Annotated in this window: 19 protein-coding genes and 2 riboswitches; of the genes, 7 read left to right on the top strand and 12 right to left on the bottom strand. The window is 33.2% G+C overall.

All coding sequences use genetic code 11. The features are described from left to right. Positions 1–118: 118 nt before the first annotated feature. From JOC75_RS21950 to JOC75_RS21935, 4 genes are all read right to left on the bottom strand, one after another. Positions 119–1,468 (bottom strand): hemolysin family protein, encoded by a 1,350-nt coding sequence (locus JOC75_RS21950; RefSeq protein WP_204956109.1) that lies wholly within the window; start codon positions 1,466–1,468, stop codon positions 119–121. A gap of 479 nt (positions 1,469–1,947) precedes the next feature. After that, a complete protein-coding gene (locus JOC75_RS21945) occupies positions 1,948–2,511 on the bottom strand; it encodes an HAD-IA family hydrolase (protein ID WP_204956116.1) in 564 nt (187 codons plus the stop codon). Between the two features lie 25 nt (positions 2,512–2,536). After that, positions 2,537–3,271: a metallophosphoesterase family protein gene (locus JOC75_RS21940; protein WP_204956108.1), complete on the bottom strand. Its 735-nt coding sequence runs from the start codon at positions 3,269–3,271 to the stop codon at positions 2,537–2,539. Positions 3,272–3,320: 49 nt separating this feature from the next. Beyond that, positions 3,321–4,352: a YkvI family membrane protein gene (locus JOC75_RS21935; RefSeq protein ID WP_204956107.1), complete on the bottom strand. Its 1,032-nt coding sequence runs from the start codon at positions 4,350–4,352 to the stop codon at positions 3,321–3,323. Between the two features lie 267 nt (positions 4,353–4,619). Here JOC75_RS21935 and JOC75_RS21930 point away from each other — a divergent pair, with 267 nt between their 5' ends. From JOC75_RS21930 to motB, 4 genes are all read left to right on the top strand, one after another. After that, positions 4,620–5,609: a potassium channel family protein gene (locus JOC75_RS21930; protein ID WP_239589623.1), complete on the top strand. Its 990-nt coding sequence runs from the start codon at positions 4,620–4,622 to the stop codon at positions 5,607–5,609. A gap of 576 nt (positions 5,610–6,185) precedes the next feature. After that, positions 6,186–6,326 carry a hypothetical protein gene (locus tag JOC75_RS21925; RefSeq protein WP_204956105.1) on the top strand — a complete coding sequence of 47 codons (141 nt, stop codon included), beginning with the start codon at positions 6,186–6,188 and terminating at the stop codon, positions 6,324–6,326. Between the two features lie 173 nt (positions 6,327–6,499). Next, positions 6,500–7,300, top strand: coding sequence for a flagellar motor stator protein MotA (motA, locus tag JOC75_RS21920; RefSeq protein ID WP_204956104.1), 801 nt, complete (start codon positions 6,500–6,502; stop codon positions 7,298–7,300). Continuing rightward, positions 7,293–8,060 (top strand): flagellar motor protein MotB, encoded by a 768-nt coding sequence (gene motB / locus JOC75_RS21915; protein WP_204956103.1) that lies wholly within the window; start codon positions 7,293–7,295, stop codon positions 8,058–8,060. Before motA ends, motB begins: the two co-directional genes overlap by 8 nt. Before the next feature lie 63 nt (positions 8,061–8,123). Here the strand turns inward: motB and JOC75_RS21910 are convergent, their stop codons facing one another. Beyond that, the gene (locus tag JOC75_RS21910; protein WP_204956102.1) at positions 8,124–8,579 is read right to left on the bottom strand and encodes a MarR family winged helix-turn-helix transcriptional regulator; all 456 of its coding nucleotides are present in this window, start codon (positions 8,577–8,579) and stop codon (positions 8,124–8,126) included. A 343-nt stretch (positions 8,580–8,922) separates the two neighbouring features. Between JOC75_RS21910 and JOC75_RS21905 the strand changes: the two genes are divergently transcribed. Further along, positions 8,923–9,654: a ZIP family metal transporter gene (locus JOC75_RS21905; RefSeq protein WP_204956101.1), complete on the top strand. Its 732-nt coding sequence runs from the start codon at positions 8,923–8,925 to the stop codon at positions 9,652–9,654. A gap of 115 nt (positions 9,655–9,769) precedes the next feature. Here the strand turns inward: JOC75_RS21905 and JOC75_RS21900 are convergent, their stop codons facing one another. Next, a complete protein-coding gene (locus tag JOC75_RS21900; protein ID WP_204956100.1) occupies positions 9,770–10,021 on the bottom strand; it encodes an aspartyl-phosphate phosphatase Spo0E family protein in 252 nt (83 codons plus the stop codon). A 307-nt stretch (positions 10,022–10,328) separates the two neighbouring features. On the opposite strand from JOC75_RS21900, the gene JOC75_RS21895 reads away from it, so the two are divergent. Next, positions 10,329–11,111, top strand: coding sequence for a divergent polysaccharide deacetylase family protein (locus tag JOC75_RS21895; RefSeq protein WP_204956099.1), 783 nt, complete (start codon positions 10,329–10,331; stop codon positions 11,109–11,111). A gap of 447 nt (positions 11,112–11,558) precedes the next feature. Here JOC75_RS21895 and cbpA read toward each other — a convergent pair whose 3' ends face one another. From cbpA to JOC75_RS21865, 6 genes are all read right to left on the bottom strand, one after another. Then, positions 11,559–12,191: a cyclic di-AMP binding protein CbpA gene (gene cbpA, locus JOC75_RS21890; RefSeq protein WP_146947272.1), complete on the bottom strand. Its 633-nt coding sequence runs from the start codon at positions 12,189–12,191 to the stop codon at positions 11,559–11,561. A gap of 319 nt (positions 12,192–12,510) precedes the next feature. Next, positions 12,511–13,047 (bottom strand): 1,2-dihydroxy-3-keto-5-methylthiopentene dioxygenase, encoded by a 537-nt coding sequence (locus JOC75_RS21885; protein WP_146947274.1) that lies wholly within the window; start codon positions 13,045–13,047, stop codon positions 12,511–12,513. A gap of 293 nt (positions 13,048–13,340) precedes the next feature. Further along, the gene (locus JOC75_RS21880) at positions 13,341–13,967 is read right to left on the bottom strand and encodes a methylthioribulose 1-phosphate dehydratase (RefSeq protein WP_204956098.1); all 627 of its coding nucleotides are present in this window, start codon (positions 13,965–13,967) and stop codon (positions 13,341–13,343) included. Next, positions 13,964–14,626 (bottom strand): 2-hydroxy-3-keto-5-methylthiopentenyl-1-phosphate phosphatase, encoded by a 663-nt coding sequence (mtnX, locus tag JOC75_RS21875; protein WP_204956097.1) that lies wholly within the window; start codon positions 14,624–14,626, stop codon positions 13,964–13,966. The genes JOC75_RS21880 and mtnX overlap by 4 nt, the downstream gene beginning before the upstream one ends. Continuing rightward, positions 14,623–15,864, bottom strand: a complete 1,242-nt coding sequence (mtnW, locus tag JOC75_RS21870) for a 2,3-diketo-5-methylthiopentyl-1-phosphate enolase (RefSeq protein ID WP_204956096.1) — start codon at positions 15,862–15,864, stop codon at positions 14,623–14,625. The genes mtnX and mtnW overlap by 4 nt, the downstream gene beginning before the upstream one ends. Before the next feature lie 166 nt (positions 15,865–16,030). Further along, a riboswitch (SAM riboswitch) is annotated at positions 16,031–16,140 on the bottom strand. Between the two features lie 137 nt (positions 16,141–16,277). Next, positions 16,278–17,453, bottom strand: a complete 1,176-nt coding sequence (locus JOC75_RS21865; protein ID WP_204956115.1) for a pyridoxal phosphate-dependent aminotransferase — start codon at positions 17,451–17,453, stop codon at positions 16,278–16,280. A 109-nt stretch (positions 17,454–17,562) separates the two neighbouring features. On the opposite strand from JOC75_RS21865, the gene JOC75_RS21860 reads away from it, so the two are divergent. Continuing rightward, positions 17,563–18,348: a carbon-nitrogen family hydrolase gene (locus JOC75_RS21860; protein ID WP_204956095.1), complete on the top strand. Its 786-nt coding sequence runs from the start codon at positions 17,563–17,565 to the stop codon at positions 18,346–18,348. A gap of 121 nt (positions 18,349–18,469) precedes the next feature. Then, positions 18,470–18,617: riboswitch (SAM riboswitch) on the top strand. Positions 18,618–18,629 lie beyond the last annotated feature (12 nt).

Genomic DNA, 18,629 nt, shown 5'->3' with positions numbered 1-18,629 from the left:
TCTGTCCCCGCTCATTTTAGATAATTTATAAAGAAAATCGCAAAAGGGGTTCGGAATGAAACCATTCCGAACCCCTTTTGTCGACGATCTGAAAGAACTTACATTTGTAAGTTCTTTTTTAAGATGTTGCTATTTTCTTTTCTAATAGTGCAGTAGGATTCGTCATTATTTCTGGCTTTTTCTCGAATATTTCAATATAACGAATATGATGATTTTCCATTTGATTCACCTTAAAAACATGTGACCCAAATTCAACAAATCCTCCAGGTTGAATATCATAATTTTCTGTTAATACCCAACCACCGATTGTGTCAACATCAGAATCATCAATTTCAAGACCTAGTAGATCATTTATTTCACTTACTAATACTTTACCATCTATTATATATTTTGAGTCATTCATTTTTTGAATCAATGGTATCTCATCTGCATCAAACTCATCTCGGATTTCCCCGACAATTTCTTCAAGAATATCTTCAACGGTTACGAGACCTGCTGTACCACCATATTCATCAATTAAAATCGCCATATGAGTTCTTTCTCTTTGCATCTTTAAAAGTAACTCATGGATCGGAATAGATTCTATAACTTCCATAATTGGTCGAACATATTTCTTTATTGAGAATGGCTGTTCATTTTCAAAGTGTATTAAATCAGTAAAAATTTCTTTAATATTAACGATACCGATAATATGGTCTTTATCACCGTCAACAATAGGATAACGGGTATATTTTTCATCTTTTATAATTTTTAATTGCTCTTGAATTGACGCATCTATTGATAAAGAGACAATTTCAGTACGAGGTACCATAATTTCTTTAGCAATACGGTTATCAAATTCAAAGATCTTATTTACATACTTGAATTCAGATTGATTGATTTCACCACTTTTGTAGCTTTCAGACAAAATTATTCTTAACTCTTCTTCACTGTGTGCAAGCTCATGCTCTGAAACGGGCTTCAAACCAAACAAGCCTGTAATAAATCGTGCAGATCCGTTTAAAATCCAAATAAACGGGTACATAATACGATAGAAAAACATTAGTGGCCTTGAAAACCAAAGGCTAATTTCTTCTGCCTTTTGAATAGCTACAGTTTTCGGTGCTAATTCTCCTACAACTACATGTAGAAAAGTAATTGTCATAAAAGCAATCGTGAACGAAATGACTGTTGATATAGAAGCTGGCAAATTGACTTGCTCTAAAAACGGAACAAGTATATGTTCGATTGTTGGTTTACCAAGCCAACCTAATCCTAATGCAGTAACGGTAATACCTAATTGACAGGCAGATAAATAACCATCGAGATTATCAATAACCTTTTTAGCTGCTTCTGCCTTTTTGTTTCCTTCTGCAATTAATTGGTCAATACGAGAACTCCTAATTTTTACTATGGCAAATTCAGAAGCTACGAAAAAACCCGTAAGAGCGATTAAAATTGCAACAAGCAACAAATTAACTATGTCCAAATAAGCTTCCTTATTCCGTCAAAAACGGAAAAGGAGTCACCTCCTGAGAGTTAAATATAACAATCTTTTATTATTTAATTAACTAAATTATTCCTTGCATCCGCTTGGAGAACAATAAGGGATGCTAGTAGTCTATTTATTTTTAACAATGCCCCATATTATCACCCCACAGTTTTATTAAAATAATCATAATACGAAGAAACTATACAGTCAAACGTAACACTTAGCCGATTTCTTAAATAAATATGTGATATATTGTTTAATCATACCTTTTTCAATAAAAAACAACAGAATATGATGATATTTGAAGTTTTTTACTTTTATTTGCTTCCCTTAACTTAATTTTTAGCTCTGTTAAACATTCCTACTGATTAACGTTACAGGCCTTCACTTTTGAGCGACACGCTACCTCGAATTAGTTTCATATATTCGCTTCACACAAAGAGTGCTATAAAACTAGAAATTAAAAGCGAATACGATTATAAATTCACAACATCAAAAAAATCTGCATATGTATTGATATAAAAATCTGCACCTTTTTCTTCATTTTGAAATAAACAAGTTTTCAAGCCTATTTCATTTGCTGGTAAAATATCTAGAAGTCGATCTCCTACTGCTAGGTGAAGATTATATTTAGAATGTAAGTATCGATAAGAAGCGGGATTTGGCTTTCTTGGGAAACCATCATCACCTGCAACTATTTCTTGAAAATAGTGATGCCAATTATAATATTCTAATATGGTTTGTACTTCATTTCTTGGCTTATGAGTCATGATTACATTTAAATTTGCAAACTTTAATATATCCTCAACAAAAGGGAAAGGCCTTTTTTTATCCGGTGATAAGGATATTTCTTTGTTTTTGAAATTGTTTACATCTTCGTTCGTTAATTCAAAACAATTTGCTGCATGTGTGAAAGATTTCTTCAATTCTTTAAGTATAATATCTTTTGGTACACTTTCATTTAATAGCTCATACATAACAGCTGTAAATGCTGGGTATGTATCAAAAAGGGTCCCATCGAAATCCCACAAAATATTAATCTTCTTATTATCTATCATAAAATTTTCATTCCTTTATGCCGCGATATTTAGCTGTGGTTAATTCCTGTATATAAGGTAATAAATCAGGCATCTCTTTATCTTTAGCTATATGTATGGCAAGTTCTATATCATATGGTACTCTTACACATTGAATAGACATACTTGATTCCACTTGTGACTGATAATCACCCTCCAATATTGTATACGAAGCTGTAGTAAGATCTAATGGATTCCCCACACTTCCTACATTAAATAATGTTTTTCCATATAAATGCTGTATAAACGCTTGATGAACATCTCCATAGCCAACTATATCAGGTGTGTTTTTATTAAATCCTGTATGTTCTGTATCTTCAAACATGCTTACCCGCTTTTCTATTGAGTCCCATGGTTGAATTCTTGTATAAACACTGTGAGGTGAAGCATGAAACAATCGAATGAATTTTCCGCTCATATAAAATTCGTGAGAAAATGGCAAGGATTCAAGATATAGACAGTGATCATTCGTTAATTTTTTTTGATGCCATTTTAAAGTTTCAAACTCTGTATCTTTAGTGATAAAATCATCCCAATTTCCTTTTATTACGATCTCACATTCTTCTCTAATAAGATCGATCACTAAATCAGAATCAGGACCTTTCCCAACCAAGTCTCCTAAACAAATTATCCTTTGAATATGTTTTTCTTGAATATCCTGTAAAACAGCTTTAAGGGCAGGGATGTTTCCGTGGATATCCGAAATGATTGCAATGCGTTCCAATGCTTCCACCCCTTACATCATTTTTCATAAATCTAGCATATATCAATTATTACATTTTTGGTAGCTTCTTTAAAATCAACAAAATCAGCATGACTAAACACAAGTAACCAAATATTGGATACAATGAGGAAATTAACGAGCTATATCCAATTTTACTTATAAAAGCAGCAATACATAGGATGGCACATATGACAATCATTCTAGGAACTTTAATGTAAGATATTATTTGTTTTTCTAATCCAAAAAGATTACCTATTACTGATGTAAAGACCTCACCATATATAATAGCAATATAGATAAAATAAAATGAAAATAATGTTGTTTTCATTACTTCTGCCATCGGTATATCATATTGCAATAAATCAGGCAATGTTGAAAGCGCTATATGACTACTAATTAAGATAAGAGTTAAAAAGATGCCTCCAAGAATTCCTCCTCTTTTCAATACCTTTTCATCCTTAATTTCATTAGCAAGTGGTGCGAGAACAGCAGAAGCCATTGTTAAATTAAAGGCTGCATAAGAAAACGCTGCTAAAATCCAGTTCAACGATGCTGATGAATCTTCATGAGTTGTAACTAAAGACTCAATAGAAAATGATTGTACCGCAAGCATAACACTAAATAAAATTAACATCGGAACAACAATTAGATTAACACCATATAATCCCTTTACACCAAAAAACATAACGCAGATTGTTAATATAATTGTCAATATGACTCCTATCCTTACCGAGAGTCCAAGCTGTTCATAAAAAATAGCACCAGCACCTGATAACATAATTGATGTTAAACCTAATAATATGAGCAACATAAATACGTTTACAAACCCACCAAACTTTTTACCAAACAAAAAAACCATTAATTCTTGATAAGATTGTGCCTGTATTCTCTTAGATAAAATAAGCATCTTTGTTCCTATGAAAATAAATAGCAAACCAACAACTAAAATACCCGCTAGTCCATAAATTCCGTACTTTGTAAAAAATTCAACAATTTCTCTTCCAGTAGCAAAGCCGGCTCCAACAACTGTTCCAACATATACTGCAGCAACTTTTAAGGAAGAAATCCAAGATCTTATCATTTGATACACCTCACCTTATTCCATAAAGCTTGTATCATTATATGAAGGAAAGCTTAGATGATTCTATCTAATTAAAATCTGTCAGTATCTACTTGTTATTATTCAATGGAGGATTTGGCTCTTAGTTATTAGAAATTGGTTGTATACCTAATCTATAAATATGTTAAAATTTCCATTAGTTAGGTTTATTAATTTCCAGAAACTAATTAACTATAGAAAGGTGACATTATGATTTTTATAAAGAGGTTATTTTTAAGGGCCATCCAAATGAATAATCAGCTATTAATTTTCGCAACTCTTACTTTAGTACTTACAAGTAGTTATTTTATTTATTTTTTAGAGCCTGAAACTTTTACAAGTCCGTTTGAAGGTCTTTGGTGGACCATGACAACAGTTGCTACTGTTGGATACGGAGATGTCTCTCCTACAACAGTAAACGGGAAAATATTTGCCATGTTTTTATATATCGTCGGAATTGGACTTATGACTATTTTCATCGGTAAGGTTATTGATTTCTTTAGTATTCGTAAACGGTTAAAGGAGGAAGGCAGATTGAAAATCACAACGGAGAATCATATTATTTTAATTAATTGGACCAAAAAAGCAGAAATTACACTAAATGAACTTTTAGCTACTTTTAATAAAATCCATATTGTTATTATTGATGAGAGTATTAATAAAATACCAGTTGTTCATGAAAGAGTAGAATTTGTACGAGGTAATCCTGCTAATATAGAAGTTTTACAACAAGCAAACCTATTAAAATGTAAATCTGTCATGATTTTTTCACCAGATGGATTGATGACTGCTTCACAAGCTGACGGACATACATTACTAATTGCTTCAACACTGGAAGGTCTAGGTAGACAATATAATCAAAACATCTATACAATATGTGAAGTGTCAAACTCTAATCACATTCATGCATTTAAGCATGTTGATGTTGAAGAATTTATCACTGCAAATGACACTGCGGCACATTTAGCTGCTCGTTCGATTATGTTTAATGGATCCAGTGAAATTATCCGGCAGCTAACAAGTCATGAAGGATATGATCTATACTGCATACCAAAGAAACAGGAATGGACTACATTTGAGGATGCTAGTAAAGCATTATCTGCAAAGGGTGCAATGCTTATATCAAACGGCAATGACCTTTCAATTATTAATCATCCAGAAAAAATAATACCTGACAATGCAAACCTATTTATCATATGTAATGATGAAACTTATTTAAACATTATGCCATCAAAATAATCAAAGCTCTAAAATATAAACAAGTAACAATTATAGCTATTCTTAATATGAGGGGTTTCCCCTCTTTTTTTGCGTCTTTCATTTGTTCTGCATCTCTTTTTAAATCATATACATTCATAGAGGTGTTGAAATTGATAAAATTCTCAAACATATATTTGGCGACTTCCCTCTTATTGTTATTTGTCAATGGATCTGGATTAGGCTTTATATTATTTCAAATTCGTCTTGGACAGGTTTTTGGTATCTTCTTATTTTGTATTACTAGCTTACTAGGAGCGTTATTTGCGTCAATTGCTTCTGAAGAACAAACTACTTTCTACTCCCGTCTTTTTTTCTATTGTAATTTTGTCGTGGCTTTTATGCCCTTCTATTATATTGGGGTAGCAAAAATCATTAGCTAATAAAAAGCTCTATTAGCATTTCAAACATGCAATATAAAGTAGTGATCTCTCAATCAAAGGTCTTAGATAATTTAGGTCACTTTACCGATTTAAACTTCCTTCAATTACATGACGAAAAAGGCACTTTTTCCCACTATGATAAAGATAGTAAAACATCATGGATGGAGGAAAAATTATGTTCATTAATGAATACACAATAAAGAAAATTTATGAAAGTCATAATAAAATGATTGAAGATCAACTATTTGAATATAGAAGATATCAAGAAAGTAAGCTTGCGTATAACGTTCTAATTCTTTTTCTCATTTCTCTTTGAACATCACTAATTTATATTGTTGAATCTAAAACTCACTTATAAAGTGAGTTTTTATTTTGTATTTCAAAAAAAATTCACATCTTTCGACAAGTTCCTGCATAATACCTAAAGGTTTGTTGCTTTCTTCCGATATAATAAATAAGAAAATATTAAAGGAAATATGGTGATTTAAGATGGATAAAACGTCAGGAATTGGAATGATCCTAGCGATTATTGCAGTTGGGGTCGGAATGTTTATGAAAGGTGTTAGTCCTGTTGTATTAATAAACCCTGCTGCCTTATTAATTATTATTTTAGGTACAATTGCAGCTGTGACAATCGCTTTTCCAACAGATGAAATTAAAAAGGTTCCTAAATTATTTGGTATTATTTTCAAAGAACAAAAAACAGCTTCAATACAGGAGCTTATCCCGTTATTTTCAGATTGGGCTCAAGTAGCACGTAAAGAAGGTCTTCTTGCACTTGAAGCAAAGCTTGCTGAAGTAGACGATCCTTTTTTAAAAAATGGTTTACTAATGGCTGTAGACGGACAAAATGCTGAATTTATTCGAGACGTTATGTCTGAAGAAATTGAAGCAATGGAAGAACGTCACCAGGGTTCTGCTACGATCTTTACACAAGCAGGAACTTATGCACCAACACTAGGGGTTCTTGGAGCTGTTGTCGGATTAGTTGCTGCTTTATCTGACATGTCAGATACTACGGCATTAGGAGTTGCTATTAGTGCAGCCTTCGTTGCTACAATGTTGGGTATCTTTACTGGTTATGTTATGTGGCATCCTTTTGCTAACAAGTTAAAAAGAAAATCAAAGCATGAAGCTAAAGTAAAGCAAGTAATGATCGAAGGTGTTCTATCTGTATTAGAGGGACAAGCACCTAAAGCAATTGAACAAAAGCTTGCTACTTATCTTCCTGTTAGTGAAAGGAATCAAATAAACTCTTCAATCGCTGAGGGAGAGAGTGTAAATGGCTAGAAAGAAAAAGCATAAGCATGAAGATGAACATATGGATGAATCCTGGCTTGTTCCCTATGCTGATTTATTAACACTAGTACTCGCTTTATTCATTGTGTTATTTGCAATGAGCTCAGTTGATGCTCAGAAATTTCAACAATTAGCAAGGGCATTTAATTCTACATTCACGGGAGGAACAGGTGTATTGGAATACCCCAGCCCCACTCCAGATGGTGAGTTAGAGCAGTTGGATGTTCAAAAGGAACAAGAGCCAGATCAAGAAGCAGTCGAGGAAGCACAAAAACGTCTTGAACAGGAAAATCTAAAAATAATTCAAGAAAAAGTCAATTCTTATATAGCTAACAATAAACTCCAAACACAATTAAAAACAACACTTACAGATGAAGGGTTACTAATTACTCTCTTAAATGATATCTTTTTTGATTCAGGAAGTGCCGCTATCCGTAATAAGGATAAAGAATTAGCTTCTGAAATCTCAGAGCTTCTTATCATGAGTCCACCGAGAAATATTATTATTAGCGGACATACTGATAATGTGCCAATTAAGAATTCAGAATTTGATTCTAACTGGCATCTAAGTGTTATGCGCGCTGTTAACTTTATGAAAATTTTAATCGACAATGATAGACTAGATCCAAAAGCGTTTAGTGCTAAAGGCTTTGGTGAATTCAAGCCAGTCGCAAAAAATGAAACTAAGGATGGCAGGCAAAAGAATAGACGTGTAGAGATATTAATTTTGCCTAACGAACAAAAAAATTAATCTACTTTAATGACTAAAAGGATCAACCGTGAATAAATCGGCTGATCCTTTTTTTGTCATTCTTTATTCTTCTTTAAGTAAATCATTTGCGTGATATCCGACTTTTTTTATCAGCTCAATCGCTAATGTTTTCTCTTCTTCAGTTAAAGCACTTACGATTTCATTGATTTTTTCTTGATGTGGTGGAAAAATATCCTCAATTAACCTCTTACCTTTTTCAGTAATTTGAGCGTGTGTAACTCGACGATCTTTCGGACATGCTTTTCTGATAATCAATTCTTTTTGCTCTAATTTATCAACAACATATGTTATACTCCCACTTGCAAGCAGGATCTTTCCACCAATTTGTTGTAAAGGTTGGTCTCCTTTGTGATAAAGTAGTTCTAGGACAGCAAACTCAGTTGGATTTAATTTAAAAGTCGAAATATGTTTATTTACAACATCATTAAAAGCTCGATGTGCACGGGAGAGTACGATAAAAAATTTTAATGAATCTTCTATTTGCTTAGATTTTTCCAATTTAGTTCAACCCTTTTAATATTTATCTTGAATTCAAAGTAAAGAATTAGCATAATAATAGTCTAAGATGACTACTAAGTCAAATTTTTTTGAAACAGTTTTTCATTCTACAGCTATATTATCTTTTGACTACATCTTTCATATAATTTTACACAAAACCTTTATAGCAAACAATAAACTTTTTCAACTTATTTAAATCTTTATACTAGAATACAACATTATTTTCTTTACTTACTATAAAAAGTTTTTTAATATCTAATACATAATACCTTATAAGAAATAATAAATTAAGTTAACTAGTGAATAACAACATAGACCTAGTACTTTAAAGGAGTTTTACATGATGTCTGATGTTTTGGTCGGTAGTATATTATCAGCTTTGTCAACAGGTTTAGGTGCTTTACCTATATTATTTCTTAAAAATTCAATATCTCATAGATGGAAGGATATTCTTTTAGCCTTTACAGCCGGGATAATGATGACTGCAGCCATGCTGGGATTGATTCCTGAAAGTTTAAAATCCGGGAGCATATTCGAAGTTTCTGTTGGGATATTCTTAGGGGTACTAACACTCACTTATCTTGAAAAGAAGATTCCACATATAGATTTACAACATTCAAAAACAGGTATTAAATTTGATGAAAAGGCGTTATTGATCATTGCTGCAATCACCTTACACAATATACCTGAAGGGTTATCTGTAGGTGTTAGCTATGCATCTGATGTAGAAGAAACCGGTAACTTAATTGCCTTTGCCATAGGATTACAAAATGCTCCTGAAGGCTTTTTAGTTGCTCTGTTTTTAATTAAACAGGATATTAGCAGGATACGTGCATTGTTGATTGCAACTGCAACCGGAGCTGTAGAGATAGTATCAGCATTGCTTGGATTTTATTTAACAAGTTATGTAGATTTCTTAGTTGTTTATGGATTATCATTTGCAGCTGGTGCTATGCTATTTATTATTTATAAAGAGTTAATACCAGAAAGTCATGGTGATGGTAATGAACGATATGCAACATATTCGTTTATAATCGGGATTGTTTTCATGATTATTTTAATCGAGAGTTTCTAATCAATTATAACTGTTTCTATCAGAAAGCTATTACTATTTAAAAGGCTATGGATCAAAGCTTTACTTGCTAAAATAGCCTTCCTCTTTTTACCTCTTCTAACTTATATAAAAAATATCAGTAAGAGAAACGATCATTAAACGCAATCATTTTCATTGAATGAACAAATTGATAGATTGGTCTAGTTGCAGAGGATTTTTTCTCTTCAATTAATAAAAGTTGATATTCATTGATAAGCAAATCTAAATCCTGGCTACATTTTACTGCAGTTTCACTAGTGTATCCTTCTTTATTTGCTGTTTCGATCATTTCATGTCTTTTACGATCAATTTTCTCAAGTAGCTTTGTTTTCATTCGATTGTAATTCATCAAATCTCCTCCTATATTTTTAAATTCATTCTATAATTAATGATTGCGTGTTCAGATAAAGTTAATTATATATTTAAGGTCCTCTACAATATTAAATCCTACTTTTTTTATTCCCAATCTCTTTAAAAGTTAAACATATTTCTATTTAGAAATATGTTTACACTACATGAATAAACCTGTCATAGGATAAACTAATTTAAATAACATTTTATTTTTAGTGAAGTGGCATTCCATGAGCTTTAAACTGCCAAACGAGATATTAATGTAGACCTCACATTAACACCCTATCAAAAGGAGTCATTTTCAAATGAAAAAACTTATAATCGCTTTCGTATTTTTAGTATATTTACCTTCTAACGCAGCAGCACAAACTACTAACACTTCTACTTTGGAAAGACAGGTTGCAATCGTTATTGATGATTTAGGAAACAATATGAAAGGTACAGAAGAGATTCTATCACTACAAATTCCGATTACAGTTGCTGTTATGCCCTTTCTGCCTACTACTAAAAAAGATGCCAGACTAGCTCATAAAAACGGACACGAAGTAATTCTTCATCTTCCAATGGAACCTATCTCTGGAAAAAAAAGTTGGTTAGGACCTGGTGCTATTACAACAGAATTATCAGATAAAGAAATACGTAAAAGAGTAAATGATGCAATAGATGAAGTGCCTTATGCTGTTGGAATGAATAATCACATGGGGTCAAAAGTGACAGCAGATAAACGAGTTATGAGAATTATATTAGAGGTATGTAAAGAAAGAAATTTATACTATTTAGATAGTAAAACGACTGGAAAAAGTGTTGTATCAGATCTTGCTAAAGAGCTTCAAGTTCCGTATTTAGAAAATGAATTATTTTTCGATGAGCAATATACAATTCAGCATATTATCAAGCAAGCAAATCTGTTAATGAGTAGAATTGAGCAAGATAATGAAATTATTGCAATAGGACATGTAGGAATTGCTGGAGAAAAAACAGCTTCTGTTTTAAAACAGTATGTACCTCTTGTTGAGAAGAAAGCAGATCCTGTTACCTTATCAGAGTTATTAATTGATATAGAAACCATTCCAGACTTTAAAGAATAACATTAAATCCATAGAGAGATTACTTAAAAACCTGTTTCAATAAGCTTAATCGGTTCGGATTTAAGGTGAAATATACAAATCACAATAGGGTTTAGAGGCAGGGACATAAGTAAAGAAGTCAAAAAAAAGAAGAATAAATCTAAATTAAGCTAAGCTGAAAGAAACAAGTTCGTTCCATTGCGCTGCAGACACTCGCTTTCCACGGGGAGGAAGCTGAGCCTCCTCAGCGCTAACGCCTGCGGGGTCTCTGCCTTTCCTCTATTCCCGTAGGAGTCGAGTGTCTTCCGCTCCATTCCACTAGGTTCTTAAAATAGTATGCAAAATCAAAAATTCTATTGAAGACGGCAAATAAAAACCCGAACTATTAGGCGAATGATTAATTGAAATATCACCTAATAATTCGGGTTTTTCATTAACTTAAATACTTATGTCCCAGCATCTTCCTTTTTATTGTTTCTCTATTCGATCAACTGAAGTTACACGAAAATCCTTGTCTTCAAGCTTTTTTATCACCTTGGTTAACTTATTTTCAGAAACGTCACTTGATAAATTCAAAATAATTCTACGTATATATTTATCACCATTATCAAGTGTTAATAAGCCTTCAATATTTAAATCTTTAACAGCTGTTACTAAATCTTTGATTGCACCTTTATGCTCTTTTGTTCCAACAGTAAGCAAGTAACCACCCGTTTTCATCCCAAAGGAATCTTCTAATACATCCATAATATTAGAGTGAGTAATAATACCTGAAAACTCTTTATCTTCATTTAATACCGCTAAAAACGGTAGTCGGCGAATTGTTAAAAATGTTTTAAAAAAAGAATCTTCCTCAAATATGTATGCATCTTGATTTTTGATTAATGGCTCCAATGCATCTGTTTCTTTCCCTTCATTCTCCACATAATGCTCAAGTATATGAGCTTTATAAATAAAGCCAGCAAATGTTTTACCATTTTTAAGAACTGGAATACAACGATAGCCCGTTTCTTTTAAATAATCATAAGCTTCCTTTACTGTACTGCTAATATCACAATATTTAACCGAATCCTTTTGCACATAATGATAGCGAACTTTCATTAAATAGCCCCCTTTGTTGTATTGGTAAAAATTTATCATAGCCTTTATGAATAGTAAAGAAAATTCGAATATTTCAAGGAACATGTTTTTATTACAACTAATTACTAGGCTTTGTTAAGAGCGAATGCCTGTAACGAAAATCAACAGCAATGTTGAACGGATATTAAAGGACTTTTTATTATATTACCTAATAAGTCATTTATTCAATCTAGAGTGTAAAATAAGTTGAACCAATTTTTGTATCGTACAAACCAGAATCTGGAGATAAATAAGAAAAAGCGTAGAATTTCCATATGAATTTCTACGCTTTTTCTTTGTATTATTTACTTACTTTGTCTTCATAAGGGTGTGCTACCCAACCTTCTGTTTCAATAAACAATCTCACAGCAACTACTTGACGGTCTTCCATTAGTGTAAAGAAATGTGGATTACCTTCTGGAACAGAAATCACATCACCTGCTTCTAGCTCAACATCAAAATAACCTACTTCATCGTTACCTTTAATGATGAAAATTCCATGACCTGCCGTAATAGCACGAACTTCATCTTCAGTATGAGTGTGAACATTTTCGAATTTTTTAAGAAGCTCTTCAAGGTTAGGTGTAGCATCAGAAAGAGCGACGATATCCCATGTTTTATAGCCTCTTCTCTCAGCTAACTCTTCGATCTCTTCTTTGTAAGCTGTTAGAATCTCTCCTTTTTCCTCATCACTAAGTACAAACTTTTCTTTCAGATGTGTAGGAAGCTTACTCATATCCCAATGTTCATATAAAACATCTTGCTTTTCTAAAAAACTTAATACATTTTCATAACCCTCGATTACTTCATTTGTGTTTCTAACTTTAATAACTGCCATTTTTTTCTCCTCCTAAATATGTCATTATTTATTTTTAAGGCTATGTTAAAGGTTAATGTTGATTTTTTAACACTTTGTTGATTGGAGTGAAAGGTATGAGACTCCTGCGGGAGAAGCGTGTCAAAGGGAGACCCCACAGGCGCTTGCGCCGAGGAGGCTTCCGGACCGCCCGCGGAAAGCGAATGCCTGTAACGGAAATCAACAACAAAGTTTAACAGAGCCATTTTTAATTGATATTGTTGCCTCATTGTAGAACCTTTTCATTCACAAACATGCCTGTTTGAAGAAAAGAATTAATTCACCTTCAATGCTTTAAGTGTTAATAGCTTTAAATGATAAGAAAACAAAAATTCACTAGCTTCTAAATATTTCTTAGCTTCAAGGGCATCTTTTCCCCATACAGTAATACCATGATTTCTTATTAAAACAGCACCAGCATCTTTATTAACAAACTTTGAAAATTCACTTGCTAAAGTTGGGATATCAGCATGATTATAAATGATCGGAATTGTATACTCAGCATCTTCTTCCCATAAACCATAGGCTTTAATAATTTCTTGACCTTTAAAAGTAATACTGCCATTATCTCCATACAGTTCAGAAATAACATTATTGTCTAATGTATGAACATGAAGGCTACAGCCTGCATTTGTTTTTGTGAATACCTCAACATGCAAAAGTGTTTCAGCTGAAGGCTTTAAAGTAGTATCATTTACAGGATCACCTAGTGCATTAACAAGTAAAAAATCCTCATTCGTTTCTTTCGTTTTGTCTTTTCCACTAGCTGTTACTAGAAAGCTGCACGGATCATGATCTACTTTAATAGCAAGATTCCCACTAGTTCCTGGAAACCAGTCTCGCTTAGCTAACACACGTTTAATATCTGCTAGCTCTTCCCATCTTGTATGTAACAAGTTCATACCTCACCCTCCTTTAACTGCTCTAGAATATCTATTACATCATAAAAGGTAGTAAACGGCTTATGAGGTAGATTTAGCTCTTTACATTTCTCTAATAACAAATCTCTTGCAATGACAAAATCACCGAGCTTTGCTGCTTGGAGATCAGTAATAGAATCTCCAATAACTATTTTACTTTGCTCTTGATCAGTCAGCTTTCTGATCAATGATGGTTTACAGCAACCACACTCATTATCACAGTTATCATCACAACTATATGGCCACTCAATTTCAATTTGTTCTCCGTTAAAGTTAGCTTTATTGCAAAAAATTACATCTTTATCAATTAAACCTTGAAGTAATGGATAAACAAAAAAATCAATTCCTCCACTAACGATAAAAAGTGGAATATTATTTTCATTTGTATATTTCACAAAATCCTTAAAACCAGCTCTTATTTCTGCATGGTCAATAATATATTCAATAATTTCTTCTTTTATTGATGAAGGTAGCAAATGAAACATCTTGCCTACACCTTCACGTATTGAAATGTCTTGAGAGAGTACCCCTTGTTTCAAAGCGTCCCATTCTGGTGGTGCAAACTTTTTCATGATCGCAATAATATTATCAGTTTCTGTTATCGTCCCATCGAAGTCACAAATGATTACTTTATTCTTCATTTGTTCACCTCACTACTACCCCAAAGATCAATAGCAATTTTTAAATCATGACTACTTTCAGCTGCTTGCTTTAAGCTAATTCCAGAAAGTGTTGCATTAATAGCTGCTCTAAAAGCACGGCCCCCACCTATCGCACCATTTGGGTGACCATGAACTCCACCACCAGCATTTATAACCGAATCAATCCCAAAGTCTCTAATAAGCAGTGGAACAAGTCCAGGATGAATCCCAGCAGAAGGAACGGGGAACGATTGTTTAAATTGATCTTCTACTAAGCAGTTTTCAGCAATTCCTAAAGCATCCTCTCTATTTAACGCAACACTACCATACGGTGATGGAAATAGGGAGAAATCAGCACCTGTCATTCGTAGCAATTTACCAAGTAATAATGAACTTGAAAATCCATATAAGCTTGAAGCAGTTGAAGCACCACTAACAGCAGGGTGTGCCATGATCGGTACTGTTATATCAGAATCTTCTGCTAAGCTTTGTAATACATCTAGACCATACGCAAAAACATTAAATAACAGGACATCTGCTCCAAGATCAGATGCTCGTTTTGCTTTATCTTTCAAATCATATGTTTTGCCTGAAAGATTTACTGCATATAAGGCTTTATGACCTGTTTCATTATAAACCTGTTGTAATATCTCTTTACCTGCAATAATGCGATTTTCAAATGGTGTTAAGGGGTTCTCAAAAAGAATTTCATCATCCTTTACTAGATCTACACCACCTAAAACCTGTTGTTTTAGCTGTTCTTTAAGATAAAATAAATCTCTCCCAATTACACCTTTAAAAATACTCATTAATAAAGGTCTATCGTAAACACCTAACTTCTCACGAATCCCTTTTATTCCAAATGCTGGTCCAGGAAAAGCAGATTTTAGTGACTCAGAAAATTCCAGATCAATTAACTTCACTTCACCATCTAGTGATAATTTCCCAAAAACTGTTGTTAAAATCGCTGGTATATCATGACTATAGTTCAAGCTTGGATAAGCTATTTTAATTTTGCCCCTAGTAACATTTTTACCTAAGAATGAATTTGTTTTTTCACAGTTTTCTAGCTGACTGACTTCTAATACTTGACCTTTATGAGCCTTTAATTGTTCTTGCTCGAGTAAAGGAAGGTCAGTCCAAGAACCAACTGTTAACCCTAATGCAATTCCTTCAGCTTTTTTTGCAAGATCTCCTTTAGCATCATGTACAAGATATGTAGCAATAACTTCACTCACTATAAACCCTACCTTCTAATCACCTATTAATTCTTTTAATCTGAATCTTTTAACTTATTTATTATCTTATCATTTTTAATCCAATCCTGCAGACATCATAGCAAAAAAAGCCTCTTCGATACTCATAGATCGAAGAGGCTTTCACTACAGTTATAGTAAGCATATCTCCTTATCTATCAGCTTAATGCTGCAAGAATTAGCACCGTGCTTTACTAAAAGGAAAAGTCGGTTGCCGGGCTTCAAAGGGCTAGTCCCTCCACCTGCTCTTGATAAGAACGAAACGTTCAAATTTATTTTGAAATGATTGAAATTAATTTGGATTATGACAGATCATTTTCAAACTGTCAATTAGAAAAAGAATAAAAAACTCAGATCAGTTCAGTTTATCAATAATTGTTGTGCCTTTAAAAATATTAAAACAAGTTTAACTCTTTTATTCGGCTCGCTGCTTCAATTAATCTTTCTTCAGATGTTAATAATCCTACTCTTACATAACCTTCTCCATATTCTCCAAATCCAATTCCTGGAGCAACTACAACATGAGCTTTTTCTAATAAATAATCAGAAAATTCTTCAGAAGATGAAAATTGAGCTGGCACAGGAAGCCATGCAAAAAATGATCCTGAAGGTGCAGTTACATTCCAGCCTATTTCACGAAACGCATTTATTAAAACATTTCTTCTAGATTCATAAAGATCATTCAGATCTTCAACACATGTTTGTGGACTTAATAAAGCATGTGCTGCTGCTTCTTGAACTGCACTGAACACACTCACATACATGTGGTCTTGTAATAAATTTAATGCTTCTATAACAGAGGGATTACCTACAGCAAAGCCAATTCTCCAACCAGCCATATTATAAGACTTAGAAAAGGTATAAATTTCTATCCCATTTTCTTTTGCTCCTTTTGTTTGCAAAAAGCTAACTGGACGCTTTCCGTCAAAGCCAATCGCACCATATGCAAAATCGTGAACGATACAAATATCATTGTCTTGTGCAAAAGCTACAGTTTCTTCGAAAAACTCTTCGGTAGCTGTAGCACCAGTTGGATTGTTTGGATAATTTAATAGCATCATTTTCGCCTGTAGTTTTACTTCATTTGATAACTTGCTAAAATCTGGCAAAAAGTCATTTTCACTCAATAAAGGCATTGTTTCCATTTTTGCACGTGCCAGTTCAACGCCAGACCAATAATCAGGATAACCTGGATCAGGAACAAGGACAACATCTCCTGGATTTAGTAAACACTGTGGTACTTCGACAAGTCCCGCTTTACCACCAAATAGAATACACACTTCTTTAGCTGGATCAATTTCTACCCCATACTCTCTTTTGTAAAACGTTGCTACCGCTTCTTTCAAAAATGCTTGTCCGCGAAATGGCGAATATTTGTGATACAACGGATTGGCTACAGCCTCTTGCATTGCTTTAACGATATGCACGGGTGTTGGTTGGTCAGGATTTCCTTGCCCTAAATTTATAACATCATGACCTTGGTCAACTATTTTAGATACTTTCTCAACAAGACTTGCAAAAAATTGCTTTGGTAATGTATTTAATAAATGTGATTGTTCAAATACTTTCATTTTCATTTTCTACCCTTCTCAAAAAATTCTTGAAATTCTAGTCACAAATCATATATTGTTAGTATCAACTTGTAAAGAAAAAATTTCAATAATAAAAGGTGTGAAAAAAATGAATCCTATTATTACATGTATACAGCTTGATATAAAATATGGTGATCCAATATTCAACTACAAGCAGGTAGAGGAAAAAATTAAATCTGCGATTATAAGTGAAAAATCTACGATTATTGTGTTACCAGAGCTTTGGACAACTGGCTATGATTTAACTAGATTAGATGAAATTGCTGATATGAACGGAAAAGAAACAATAACATTTCTTAGTCGTCTTGCCAAAAAATACAACGTACATATTGTAGGTGGATCTGTCGCAAACAAACATCAAAATGGAGTAAGCAATACAATGTACGTTATTAATAACAAAGGAGAATGTATTACTGAATACAGTAAACTTCACTTATTCAAATTAATGGATGAACATCATCATCTTATAGGTGGTACAGAAAAAGGGCTCTTTGAACTGGAAGGAATGAAAAGTGCTGGATTCATTTGCTATGATATCCGTTTCCCTGAATGGATCAGAGCTCATACCTCTTTGGGTGCTGAGGTTCTGTTTGTTGTTGCAGAGTGGCCACTTCCAAGACTTAATCATTGGAAAGCTCTACTACTCAGTAGAGCAATAGAAAACCAATGCTATGTTGTAGCTTGTAATAGAGCTGGCTCTGACCCAAATAATGTTTTCGCTGGACATTCATTAATTATTGATCCATGGGGAACTATTTTAGCTGAAGCAAGTGAAGATGCTGGTGTAATTACTGCGGAAATTGATGTTGATAAGGTCAAACAAGTACGTAGTCAAATCCCTATTTTTGATGATCGTTTACCTGAATACTATTAAATTTTCCCGTATACTATTGACAAATGCTTTTCAATATTGGTATTATCCTAATCATACATTATTGTTTTCTAATAATCACAAATGTTCTGAAATAAGAAAAAATGACAATTTATATACTAATCTCTTATCAAGAGTTGGCAGAGGGAATTGGCCCGATGACGCCGCAGCAACCGACCGTAAGACCTTACAAAATAGGTCTAATTGGATTTTCCTAACAAAGGGCACGGTGCTAATTCCATCAGAAAGACATACTTTCTGACAGATGAGAGGTGCGAAGTTAT

Origin of the sequence: Metabacillus crassostreae, assembly GCF_016908395.1 — a bacterium.
Taxonomy (GTDB): Bacteria; Bacillota; Bacilli; order Bacillales; family Bacillaceae; genus Metabacillus; species Metabacillus crassostreae.
The sequence above is the reverse complement of the archived record's forward strand: the minus strand, read 5'-3'. Positions and strand labels throughout refer to the sequence as shown.